The 12,319-nt window shown below is 64.6% G+C and carries 9 protein-coding genes; 7 read left to right on the top strand and 2 right to left on the bottom strand.

From position 1 onward, the window contains the following. Window positions 1-66: 66 nt before the first annotated feature. From DESUT3_RS14115 to hypF, 3 genes are all read left to right on the top strand, one after another. Window positions 67-1,809, top strand: coding sequence for an SLC13 family permease (locus DESUT3_RS14115; protein ID WP_221249121.1), 1,743 nt, complete (start codon window positions 67-69; stop codon window positions 1,807-1,809). Between the two features lie 432 nt (window positions 1,810-2,241). Further along, entirely contained in the window at window positions 2,242-3,987 is a 1,746-nt protein-coding gene (locus DESUT3_RS14110; protein ID WP_221249120.1) for an SLC13 family permease, read from the top strand. A gap of 320 nt (window positions 3,988-4,307) precedes the next feature. Next, window positions 4,308-6,575 carry a carbamoyltransferase HypF gene (hypF, locus tag DESUT3_RS14105; RefSeq protein WP_225911518.1) on the top strand — a complete coding sequence of 756 codons (2,268 nt, stop codon included), beginning with the start codon at window positions 4,308-4,310 and terminating at the stop codon, window positions 6,573-6,575. Between the two features lie 195 nt (window positions 6,576-6,770). On the opposite strand, the gene DESUT3_RS14100 is transcribed toward hypF, so the two are convergent. Beyond that, on the bottom strand, window positions 6,771-8,258 hold the full coding sequence (locus DESUT3_RS14100; protein ID WP_221249119.1) for a dihydrolipoyl dehydrogenase family protein: 1,488 nt from the start codon (window positions 8,256-8,258) through the stop codon (window positions 6,771-6,773). A gap of 172 nt (window positions 8,259-8,430) precedes the next feature. Then, window positions 8,431-9,147: a TVP38/TMEM64 family protein gene (locus DESUT3_RS14095; protein ID WP_221249118.1), complete on the bottom strand. Its 717-nt coding sequence runs from the start codon at window positions 9,145-9,147 to the stop codon at window positions 8,431-8,433. Between the two features lie 206 nt (window positions 9,148-9,353). On the opposite strand from DESUT3_RS14095, the gene DESUT3_RS14090 reads away from it, so the two are divergent. From DESUT3_RS14090 to DESUT3_RS14075, 4 genes are read left to right on the top strand one after another with little or no spacing between them, the layout of a single operon-like run. After that, on the top strand, window positions 9,354-9,623 hold the full coding sequence (locus DESUT3_RS14090; RefSeq protein ID WP_225911517.1) for a FeoA family protein: 270 nt from the start codon (window positions 9,354-9,356) through the stop codon (window positions 9,621-9,623). After that, a complete protein-coding gene (locus tag DESUT3_RS14085; RefSeq protein WP_221249117.1) occupies window positions 9,620-9,844 on the top strand; it encodes a FeoA family protein in 225 nt (74 codons plus the stop codon). Before DESUT3_RS14090 ends, DESUT3_RS14085 begins: the two co-directional genes overlap by 4 nt. After that, window positions 9,844-12,087 (top strand): ferrous iron transport protein B, encoded by a 2,244-nt coding sequence (feoB, locus tag DESUT3_RS14080; RefSeq protein ID WP_221249116.1) that lies wholly within the window; start codon window positions 9,844-9,846, stop codon window positions 12,085-12,087. The genes DESUT3_RS14085 and feoB overlap by 1 nt, the downstream gene beginning before the upstream one ends. A gap of 1 nt (window position 12,088) precedes the next feature. Further along, window positions 12,089-12,214, top strand: a complete 126-nt coding sequence (locus DESUT3_RS14075) for a FeoB-associated Cys-rich membrane protein (RefSeq protein ID WP_221249115.1) — start codon at window positions 12,089-12,091, stop codon at window positions 12,212-12,214. Window positions 12,215-12,319 lie beyond the last annotated feature (105 nt).

The raw sequence follows: 12,319 nt of genomic DNA, 5'->3' as shown, positions 1-12,319 counted from the left end.
GGAAACGATTTTTTTCCTCCGGCCCGAAGCGGCCCGTATTCTCAACCTGGAAGGAGACAGGAATGTATGTTGAGCGCCCTGTGGAACACTCTTTGGGAGATGCATGACGAGACCAAACAGCTATTTATTTTCCGGCCAAAAGCGGCCGCCCGCCTGCTGAAAAACAAAGTCCTGCAGTTCAGCAGCCGCCAGGAACACGACGTGGACCTGGCCGACGAAATGGAAGAAGCACCGGCAGAGCATACCCGCCGCCTGCAATCGGGCCCCTCCGGCGTCGAGGAGGGCGAGCCCCGTGAATATTCCCTGCGCCAGAGGGTCGGACTGTTTCTCGGTCCGCTGCTCTTCGCCCTGATGCTGCTGATCCCCACTCCCGCCGGCATGGAGCCTGGCGCGCAGAAAATGGCCGCCGTGGCGCTGCTGATGGCCACCTGGTGGATGTGCGAGTCGATCCCTATCCCGGCCACCAGCCTGCTGCCCATCGGCCTGCTGCCCTGGCTGGGGATCATGAACACCCAGAAGGCCACGGCGCCCTACGCCAACCACCTGATCTTCCTGTTCATGGGCGGCTTCATCATCGCCCTGTCGATGCAGCGCTGGAACCTGCACCGGCGCATCGCCATGAACATCGTTAAGGCCGTCGGCTTTTCGCCCAGTCGCCTGATTTTCGGCTTCATGGTCGCTACCGCGGCTCTCTCGGCCTTCGTCTCCAACACCGCCACGGCGGTCATGATGATGCCCATCGGCCTGGCGATCATCGCCCACGTCATCGAGGAGGGGAAGAAGGAGGGGCTCGACAAGCAGATCGACTTCTCCCCCGAAAAGTTCGCCTTCGGCCTCAACCTGATGCTGGGGATCGCCTACGCCGCCTCCATCGGCGGCATCGCCACGCTGATCGGCACCCCGCCCAACACGGTGCTCGCCGGCTACCTGCAGAAGACCTACGGCTACGAGATCACCTTCGCCAACTGGCTGCTGGTCGGCGTTCCCCTGGTCGTGGTGCTGCTGCCCCTGTGCTGGATCTGGCTGACCAAATTCGCCAACCCCATGAAGCTGAAAAAAGTGCCCGGCGGCCGCGACCTGATCAACCGCGAGCTGCGCGAGATGGGCTCAATGAGCGCCGGCGAGCGCTGGACCTCGCTGATTTTCCTGGTGACCGCCCTGTGCTGGATCTTCCAGCCCCAGGTAGCCGGGTTGTTCCCCGACCCCAAGATGATCACCGATGCCACCATCGCCATGGCCGGGGCCATCGTGCTGTTTCTGATCCCCATCGATCTCAAGCGCAACGAGTGGGTGATGAACTGGCACTGGGCGGCCAAGATGCCCTGGGGGGTGCTGATCCTGTTCGGCGGCGGCCTGACCCTGGCCGACGGCTTCAAGGAAACCAAGCTCGCCGAGTGGATCGGCGGCCAGGTCAGCCTGCTGGAGAACGCCCCGATCCTGCTGGTGGTGGTGGCGGTCACCACCCTGATCATCTTCCTGACCGAGCTGACCTCCAACACCGCCACCGCGGCCATGGTCATGCCGATTCTCTCGGCGGTTGCCGTCGGCCTGGGGCAGAACCCGCTGCTGCTGGTGGTCCCTGCGGCCATCGCCGCCTCCTGCGCCTTCATGCTGCCGGTGGCCACCCCGCCCAACGCCATCGTCTTCGGCTCGGGCTACGTGACCATCCCGCAGATGGCCAAGAGCGGTTTCGGCCTCAATATCCTCGGCATCGTCATCACCGTGGCGATCACCTACGCCCTGGTTATTCCGGTGTTTGACGTGGTGCTCGATCAGCTGCCGGCCTGGGCGGCGGTGGTGCCCAAGTAACCTGCAAAACAATCCGTTTGAGCCCTTACCCGAGGGCTGCCTCGCCCCGTTCCAAACCTCCTCCGGAACGGGGCATTTTTTTGCCCGGCAGGGGTGTGGGCGAATTTCCGCCTTTTCAAATCCAGGCGGAAATTCACCAGTTTTATGCAAGAGAAAAAATGGATTTTGTTTTCGGGAGATTGGTTGGCCAAAATCGGCCAGAATTCTTCCCTTTTTAAGGTTGGGAAATCATGCAAAATTATAACGATATTTTAAAAAGGTGAAAAAATTACATCTCCAAGTGGTTGAAAAATGGTAGATGTATACATGATTTTCATCCTCTCTCGCCTGTTTCCGGCCCATTTGGCACCCACGTTGCTCTAAATGAAAAAACGTGTCGCCAATTCATGACAATATAATTGTCATTATCACCAGGAAGGAGAGAGGTCAATAATGATCACTACAGCATGGAACCGCCTCTGGGAAATGCACGAGGAAACCAAGGCCCTGGTTCTTTTCAGCCCCAAGGGGGTGCTGAGAAAGCTCAAGGGGAAGAACCTCCAGTTCAGCAACGGGCGCCAGGAGCAGGACGTCGATCTGGCCGACGAAATGGAAGAAGCACCCGCGGAACACACCCAGCGGGTGAAGACCGGCCCCGGTGGCGTCGAAGAGGGGGAGCCCAAGTCGTACACCGGCCGGCAGAAGCTCGGGCTGGTGCTCGGCCCCCTGCTGTTTGTCCTGATGCTGTTGATCCCGACCCCCGCGGGGATGGAGCCTTCCGCGCAGAGGATGGCCGCCGTGGCGCTGCTGATGGCCACCTGGTGGATGTGCGAGTCGATTCCCATCCCCGCCACCAGTCTGCTGCCCATCGCCCTGTTCCCGATGCTCGGCATCATGCATACCAAGAAGGCGACGGCGCCCTACGCCAGCCACCTGATCTTCCTGTTCATGGGGGGCTTCATCATCGCTCTGGCGATGCAGCGCTGGAACCTGCATCGGCGCATCGCCATGAACATCGTCAAGGCCGTCGGCTTTTCGCCCGGCAGGCTGATCTTCGGTTTCATGGTGGCCACCGCGGCGCTCTCGGCCTTTGTCTCCAACACCGCCACCACGGTCATGATGATGCCCATCGGCCTGGCGATCATCACCCACGTCGTCGAGGAAGGTAAGAAGGAAGGGCTGGACAAGCAGATCGACTTCTCGCCCGACCAGTTCGCCTTCGGCCTCAACCTGATGCTGGGGATCGCCTACGCCGCCTCCATCGGCGGCATCGCCACGCTGATCGGCACCCCGCCCAACACGGTGCTCGCCGGCTACCTGCAGAAGACCTACGGCTACGAGATCTCCTTCGCCGCCTGGATGAAGGTCGGCGTGCCCCTGGTGCTGGTGCTGCTGCCGCTGTGCTGGGTCTGGCTGACCAAGGTCGCCAACCCGATGAAGCTGAAAAAAGTGCCCGGCGGCCGCGACCTGATCAACCAGGAGCTGCGCGAGATGGGCAGCATGAGCGCCGGAGAGCGCTGGACCGCGCTGGTCTTCGCCCTGACCGCCCTGGCCTGGATCTTCCGCAAGAACCTTGGCTTCATGTTCCCCGACCCGAAGCTGGTCACCGACGCCGCCATCGCCATGATCGGCGCCCTGGTGCTGTTCCTGATCCCCGTCAACATGAAGCGCAACGAGTTCGTCATGAACTGGCACTGGGCGGCCAAGATGCCCTGGGGGGGGTTGATCCTCTTCGGCGGCGGCCTCTCCATGGCGGCCGGTTTCAAAGAGACCAAGCTCGCCGATTGGATCGGCGGCCAGGTCAGCCTGCTGGAAAACGCCCCGGTGGTGGTGCTGGTCGTGGCCGTAGCGACCCTGATCATCTTCCTCACCGAGCTGACCTCCAACACCGCCACCGCGGCCATGGTCATGCCGATTCTCTCGGCGGTCGCCATCGGCCTCGGGCAGAGCCCGCTGCTGCTGGTGGTGCCGGCGGCCATCGCCGCCTCCTGCGCCTTCATGTTGCCGGTGGCCACCCCGCCCAACGCCATCGTCTTCGGTTCGGGCTACGTGACCATTCCGCAGATGGCCAAGAGCGGCTTCGGGCTGAACATCCTGGGCATCATCATCACCGTGGCGGTTACCTACGCCCTGGTCATCCCGGTGTTCGGCGTGGTCATCGACCAGCTGCCGACCTGGGCGACGGTGATCGCCAAATAAATTCCGCGCAATGATGATTTGCCGGCCCCGTCCCCACGGGGCCAAATTGCCCCGTTCCACCTCCTCCGGAACGGGGCAATTTTTTATTTTTTGCCCGAAATCGGCTATTTTGCGCCGGCTCCGCGTCAGGCCGAGGGATCGCGTGTGCGGCGTACCTGGGTACGCCTCCGTGCTCACCCTCGGCCTTCCTTGATCCGACCCAAAATATCTCGATTTCAGATCAAAAAATGGTTTCTTGAACTGGCCACCTCCAAAGATTGCCAGCACACGCGGATCGGTGGTAAAAGGGAGTGGATTCATCCTAACTCAGGGAGTCTTATTTGCAGCGCAAGCGGATCATCATCGAGGGGATCGTGCAGGGGGTGGGCTTTCGACCCTTCGTCTACCAGGCGGCTCGTAGGGCGGGCGTCTGCGGCTGGGTGCTCAACGACAGCCGCGGGGTGACCATCGAGGCCGAAGGGGAGGGGGGGCGTCTCGAGGCGTTTCTGCGCGCGCTGCGCGAGGAGCTGCCGCCGCTGGCCTCCATCTCGCGCCTGGAGTGGAGCGACATTCCCGTCGTTGGCGAAGGGGCGTTCGTCATCCGCCAGAGCCAGTCGCTGGCAACGCGCAGCGCCCAGGTCTCACCCGACACCTTCGTCTGCGACGACTGTCTGGCGGAGCTGTTCGAGCCCGCCGACCGGCGCTTTCGCTACCCTTTCATCAACTGCACCAACTGCGGGCCGCGCTACACCATCGTCACCGGCATCCCCTACGACCGGCCGCAGACCACCATGGCCGATTTCCCCATGTGCGAGCGCTGCCGGGCCGAGTACGACGACCCGGCCTCGCGGCGTTTTCACGCCCAGCCCAACGCCTGCCCGGACTGCGGGCCGGCCCTGACGCTGCTCGACTCCCGGGGCGAGCCGGTCTCCGTCGCCGATCCGCTGGCAAGCAGCGTCGAGCTGCTGCGGGCCGGGCGGATCCTCGCCGTCAAGGGGCTGGGGGGCTACCACCTGGCGGCGGACGCCTGCAACGATGCGGCGCTGGCCGAGCTGCGCCGGCGCAAGGTGCGGGACGAGAAACCCTTCGCCCTGATGTCCTTCGACGAGAGCCGGGTCGAACGCTACGCCCTGTTCGACGAGACCGAACGACGCCTGCTGCGCGGGGTGGAGCGGCCCATCGTGCTGCTGCGGCAGAAGCCGGGGGGGCCGATTTCGCCCCTGGTGGCGCCGCGCAACCGCTATTTCGGGGTTATGCTCCCCTACACCCCGCTGCACTACCTGCTGCTGGAGCAGGGTTTTCTCGCCCTGGTGATGACCAGCGCCAACCTCAGCGACGAGCCGATCGCCTTTCAGGACGCCGAGGCCCGCGAGCGGCTCGGCGCCATCGCCGACTACTTTTTGGTGCACAACCGGCGCATCCACACCCGCACCGACGACTCCATCGCCCGGGTGATGGGGGGCAAGGCCCTGCTGCTGCGCCGTTCGCGGGGCTACGTGCCCCGCGGGGTGTTTCTCCCCGAGTCCCAGCCTTCGGTGCTGGCGCTGGGGGCGGAGCTGAAGAACACCGTCTGCCTGACCCAGGAGAACCGCGCCTATCTCAGCCAGCACGTCGGCGACCTGAAAAACCAGCAGGTCTACGGCTCCTTCCAGGGGACCATCGCCCACCTGCGCGAGATCCTGCAGCTCGAGCCGGCGGTGGTCGCCCACGACCTGCACCCCGATTACCTCTCCAGCCGCTACGCCGAGCAGCTCGAAGGGGTGACCCGGGTCGCCGTGCAGCACCACCACGCCCACCTGGCCAGCTGCCTGGCCGAGAACGGCGTGCGCGGCGAGGCCATCGGGGTGATCTTCGACGGCATCGGCTACGGGACCGACGGCCGCATCTGGGGAGGGGAGTTTTTGGTCGGCGGCTTCGCTGGCTACCGCCGCGCCGGGCACTTCCGCTACGTCCCCATGCCCGGGGGCGACGCCGCCACCCGCGAACCCTTCCGCATGGCCCTGGCCTACCTGCACCAGGCCTTCGGCCGCGACCTGCCCGATCTCGAGCTGGTGCGGCAGACCCCGGAGCGGGACCTGAAGCTGCTGCTGCAGATGATCGAAAAGGGGATCAATTCGCCGCTGACCTCCAGCTGCGGGCGGCTCTTCGACGCCGTGGCGGCGCTGGCCGAGGTGCGGCGGACGGTCAGCTACGAGGGGCAGGCCGCGCTCGAACTGGAGATGGCCATCGAAGGAAAGGGCGAGGCGGAAGCCTACCCGGTCAGGGTTGTCGAGGAAGAGGGGATGCTGATCTTCGACCAGGCCGGGCTGATCCGGGCGCTTTGCGCCGACCTGCAGGCGGGCGCCTCCACCTCCCTGGTCAGCGCCCGCTTTCACCGCGGCCTCGCCGCCCTGATCCTCGATGTCTGCCGCCGCCTGCGGCAGCAGACCGGGCTGCAGGACGTCGCCCTGTCCGGCGGGGTGTTCCAGAACCGCTTTCTCACCGAGGCCAGCCTCGCCCTGCTCGAGGCGGACGGCTTCACCGTCCACACCCATTCGCTGGTCCCCCCCAACGACGGCGGCCTGGCCCTCGGCCAGGCGGTGATCGCCGGCCGCCTGGCGGTCTCCTGAAACGCTTGCCTCCGCCCCAAGTCCGGGGTCAGGTCTTGAAAAGTCAGTTTTCTCCGCATGAGGGATGAGCGGCGCGGGCTGCTGGGAATGTAAATTAGAGAAATAGAAAAGAATGTCCCCTCGGTTTGTTGCAGAGTATCGGGGCCAGCAGCAAATTTTTTCTGGACAACAAAATTTGCCGCCGGCCCCCCTGTTTCACCCGTGTTTGGCCTCCGCGCTCGGTTCGGTGGGGGTGCAGGCGCGTCCCTTGAGGTGGAAGAGGAACTTGAGCACGCTCTTGGTGCGGTCGCTGAAGAGCTTGTCGGAAAAGTAGCTCCCCGCCGCGCGCTTGGAGATCTCCGCCAGGGTCGGGTAGACGTGGATCGCCCCGGCGATGGTGGAGAGCTTGACCCCGCCGCTGATCACCGCGATCCATTCGTGGATCAACTCCCCGGCGTGGGCGCCGACGATCTGGCAGCCGATGACCTTCCCCTTGCCGTCCACCAGCACCTTGATCTTGCCTCCCGCCTCGTTCTCGGCCAGTGCCCGGTCGTTGTCGGCGAACTTCTCCTCCAGCACCCGGTATTCGATCTTTTCCTGGCGGGCCCGTTTCTCGTTGAAGCCGACGCTGGCCACTTCGGGGTCGGTGTAGGTGCACCAGGGGACCTTGCTGAAGTCGGCCTTGCGCGGCAGGTGCAGGATGGCGTTGGTCAGGGCCACCCCCCCGGCGTAGCCGGCCATGTGGGTGAACTGGAACTTGCCGGTGACGTCGCCGCAGGCGTAGATGTGGTGCAGGTTGGTGCGCATCCGCGCGTCGGTGGGGATCCCCTTGGCGGAGAATTCCACCCCGGCGGCCTCCAGGCCCAAACCCTCGACGTTGGGCTTGCGGCCGGTGGCGACCAGCAGCACGTCCCCCTCGAGCACCCGGCGTTCGCCGCCCCCCGCGGCCGGCTCGACGCTCAGGCGCACCGACTCGGCGTTCCCCTCGGCCTGGACCGCCCGGGTCCCGGTGAGGATCTCCATCCCCTCGCTCTGCAGACGCTCCTTGAGGATCTCGGCGACGTCGGCATCCTCGGGGGGCAGGATCTGGTCGAGAAACTCCACCAGGATCACTTTGGAGCCCAGGCGCTGGAAGGCCTGGGCCATCTCCAGGCCGATGGCGCCGCCGCCGAGCACCAGCAGGCGGTCGGGGAGCCGGGTCTGCGCGAAGAGGGTTTCGTTGGTCCAGTAAGGGACGGCCTCGATCCCCTCCACCGGTGGGGCCGCGGGGCGCGAGCCGGTGGCGATCACCCAGCTCTTGGCCGAGACCCGTGAGCCGTCCACCTCCACCGTGTGGTCGTCGAGAAAGCGCGCCGGGCCGAAGCGGGTCTCGGCCCCCAGGTTGCAGAAGCGCTCGGGGGAGTCGTGCTCCTGGATCCGGGCGATGACCGCGCGGACCCGGTCCATCACCGCCTTGAGGTCGACCGGCGGCAGTTCCACCTCGGGCAGGCCGAACTCGCGGCTGCGGCGGGCCTGGGCCCAGACCGAGGCGGTGCGGATCAGGGTCTTGGAGGGGACGCAGCCGTAGTGCAGGCAGTCGCCGCCAAGCTTTTCTTCCCGTTCGATCAGCAGGGTCTTGGCGCCGAATTGGGCCGCGCCGGCGGCCACCGTCAGCCCGGCCGCCCCGCCGCCGAGAATTCCCAGGTCGTAATCGTAATCGGTCATGGCTTGATCCTGTTCATTAAGATGTTGAAGTTGTTGTCAAATCGGTTCAAAAAGGCCTCTATTCACCACGAAGAACACGAAGGCCACGAAGTTGGGATCTTGCTTTTTATCCCTTCGTGTTCTTCGTGGCCTTCGTGGCGGATCGGCAGTCCCACGTCATTGGAACGTAAATTCATTTTTCCACCTTCTGCTCCAGCGCCTTCTTGGCGATGCGGGTGACGAAGATGGTGACCACCACGGTGGCGACCAGCCCGACCAGGTACAGGGCCCATTCGCCCGGGGTGCGGGCCCGGCCCTCGGCGCCCAGGCGGGCCAGGCTGCCGGCCAGCGAGCCGATGTAGACGTACATGATGGTGCCGGGGATCATGCCGATCCAGGAGGCGAAGAAGTAGTCGCGCAGCGACACCTTGGTCAGCCCGTAGGCGTAGTTGAGCAGATTGAAGGGGAAGACCGGCGAGAGCCGGGTCAGCCCGACGATCTTCCACCCCTCGCGGCCCACCGCGTCGTCGATGGCCTTGAACCTGGGGTTCCCCTCGATTCTGCGCGCCACCAGGTCGCGGGCGAAGTAGCGGCCGACCAGAAAGGCCGCCGTCGCGCCGAGGGTGGCGGAACACGAGACCAGGATCGAACCCTGGACCACGCCGTAGATCGCCCCCGCGCCAAGGGTGAGGATGGCGCCGGGGATGAAGGCGACGCAGGCCAGCACGTAGATCAGCAGGAAAATCAGGTAGCCCCAGGCGCCGAGGCCGGCGATCCAGTCGAGGGCGGTTTTCAGCAGCTCCTGCACCTGGAAATAGCGGGCGGCGGCGAGCAGCGCCACCACCGCCGCGACGGGGAGGATCAGTTTGAGCTTCGATCCCGCCGGATGGGGCATCTTGTGGGTCGTCATAGGCAAGCTTCCCGTTCTCATGGGTTATCTCCTTTCAGTTTACCGCCTGGGGCCGGCGACGCCAGCGTCTCCTCGTTCTTGGTAAAAATGAAAACGAATTTCAATTTTCTCTTGACCGGGAGAGGCCTCCTGAATAGAATGCCAAGAATTTTGAAAGTCAAAGTCAACTCCGATTCCGCAACCGGTCCTTTTCCAGACAAGGAGATATGCAGATCATGATGCCCCTCGGATTATTGAGCCCTGGCGACCAGGGAGAAATCGTCGAGATCAGGTTCGCTCAGAATGCCCAGCGCTGCGCCGGTTCCGGCGAGCAGGGCAAGAGCGAGGTGCGGGTGGAGGACATGGGGCTGCGGATCGGCAAATCCGTGGAGATGTTGAACAACGGCAGCGGCCCCATCCTGTTGCGGGTGGATGAGTCGCGGATTGCCCTGGCCCGCGGGCTGGCAATGAAAATCATGGTGAGGAGGCAAGGATGAATCTGGCGAAGCTCAAGCCCGGGGAGCAGGGGAAGATCACCGCGATCGGCTCGATCGGCCCGATGAAGCGGCGGCTTATGGATATGGGGGTGCTGGTCGGCGAGCGGGTGAGGGTCCTCAAGGTCGCCCCGCTGGGCGATCCCATTGAAGTGTCGGTGAAGAATTACAACCTTTCGCTGCGCAAGAAGGAAGCGGAAGGGATCAGCGTGGAGGTGCAGTAATGGCTCAGGAAGCGAAGAAGATGGCCGGGGCGGGCGCTCCGGGGGACAAGAAGGCGCACCTGCAGCCGGTTGCGCAGCCGGTGATCACGGTGGCGGTGGCGGGCAACCCCAACGCGGGCAAATCGACCCTGATCAACGCCATCGCCGGGACCCGCCTGCACGTGGGCAACTGGCCCGGGGTGACCGTCGAGAAAAAGGAAGCCACCTTTGAGTTCGCCGGGCGCAAAATCCGCTTGGTGGACCTGCCGGGGACCTATTCGCTTTCGCCCTACACCCAGGAGGAGATCATCGCCCGGGACTACCTGGTGAGCGAGCGTCCCGACCTGATCGTCAACGTGGTCGACTCCACCAACCTCGAGCGCAACCTCTACCTGACCGTGCAGCTGCTGGAGCTGGGCATCCCGGTGGTCATGGCCCTCAATGTCTTCGACGAGGCCGAGGCCAAGGGGTATCGCTTCGACATCCTGAAAATGGAGCAGATGCTCGGCCTGACCATCGTGCCGACCGCCGCCACCCGCAAGACCGGCCTGGACGACCTGCTGAAAACCGTCCTGGAAACCGCCGCCGCCAAGGGCGAGGTCGCTCCGGCCAGGCTCAACTACGGTCCGGACATCGAGGCCGCGGTGGAAACTTCCGTCGCCGCCCTCTCCGAGAAACACCCCGAGCTGATCAAGCGCTATCCGAGCCGCTGGCTGGCGCTGAAGCTCATGGAAGGGGACGCCGAGGTGCGCAAGGAGGTCAACCTGGGGCCGGACGCCCTTCCCGAGGAGGCGCTGAGCCACCTGCGCCAAGCCCACGGCGAGGACATCGAGGCGCTGATGGCCGACGCCCGCTACGGTTTGGCCTCCGGGCTGACCCGGGAGGTGCTGCGCAAGCCGGACATCCGCAAGGCCGAGCTGACCGAAAAGATCGACCGCGTCGTGCTCAACCGCTTTCTGGGCATCCCCATTTTCCTCACCGCCATGTGGCTGGTGTTCAAGCTGACTTTCGATCTCTCCACGCCCTTCGCCGACTGGCTCGACGCCATGATCGCCGGGCCCTTCGCCCGCTGGACCGCCGCCGGGCTGGGGGCGATCGGGGCGCCGGACTGGACGGTCTCGCTGGCCCTCGACGGGGTGATCTCCGGGGTCGGCTTCGTGCTGGTGTTCGTCCCGGTCATCTTTGCCATGATGTTCTTCATCACCTTCCTCGAAGGCAGCGGCTACATGGCCCGGGCGGCCTTCGTCATGGACCGCGCCATGCACGCCATCGGCCTGCACGGCAAATCCTTCATTCCCATGCTGCTGAGCTTCGGTTGCAACGTGCCGGGGATCTACGCCACCCGCACCCTGGAGAACCCGCGGGACAAGGCCCTGACCGCCCTGCTGCTGCCGCTGATGTCCTGTGGGGCACGGCTGCCGGTCTACGTGCTGTTCGCGGGGGTCTTTTTCGGCGCCGCCGCCGGCAGCGTCATCTGGTCGCTCTACGTGCTGGGGATCGTGCTGGCCATTCTCATGGGGATCCTTTTCAAGAGGACCCTGTTCCGGGGCGAATCGCCCATGTTCATCATGGAGCTGCCCCCCTACCGCATGCCTTCCCTGCGCAGCCTCTGTCTGCACACCTGGGAGAAGGGGAAGCACTTCCTGATCAAGGCCGGTACCTACATCCTGGCGGTATCCGTCTTCGTCTGGTTCGCGCTCAACCTCCCCTGGGGGGTGGAGAGCAAGCGCGACTCCTACCTCGGCCAGACCGGGGCCCTGATCGCGCCGATCTTCGAGCCCCTCGGCTTCGGCAACTGGGAGGCGGCCTCCTCCCTGCTCACCGGGGTCATCGCCAAGGAGATCGTGGTGGGGACCATGGGCGAGATCTACGCTCCCGACGCCATCGAGCAGGAGGCGCAGCTGGAGCTCGCTCCCACCCTGGGCGAGGACCTGAAGGAAATGGTCACCTCCTTCTTCGGCGCCTTCGGTGACGCCGCCGCCAATGTCGCCGGCACCTTCGGCGTCTCGAGCCTGGCGGCCGAGGATGAAGGGGACACGCCGCTGAAGCAGTCCGTGGCCGGGGCCTTCACGCCGCTTTCCGCCTTCGCCTTTATGGCCTTCGTCCTGCTCTACATGCCCTGCGTGGTGGTGGCCATCGCCATGCGCCAGGAGTTCGGCTCCTGGAAATGGTTCGGGGTGGCCTTCGCCTATCAGAGCGCCCTCGCCTGGGGGGTGGCCCTGATCATCTACCAGGGCGGCCGGCTGCTCGGCCTGGGGGTGTGAGATGGCACTTGCCGATTTCATCTGGATGGCGGCGATCCTGGCCGGTGCCGGGTATCTGCTCTACCGCTCCTTCTGGAAGAAGAAGGGGTGCAGCAGCTGCAGCGGTTGCGGTTGCCATAAACATTGATCCCGAGCCCCTCGCGAGAGGGGCTAAAAAATCCCATTGAAATGAAAATGATAATCAAGTAACAATGCCGGGCATTTCCGGCCAGGGCCGGCGGCCGACCTCGGC

The organism is Desulfuromonas versatilis, from assembly GCF_019704135.1.
GTDB lineage: Bacteria > Desulfobacterota > Desulfuromonadia > Desulfuromonadales > NIT-T3 > Desulfuromonas_A > Desulfuromonas_A versatilis.
This window is presented reverse-complemented; position numbering and strand designations above follow the sequence as displayed.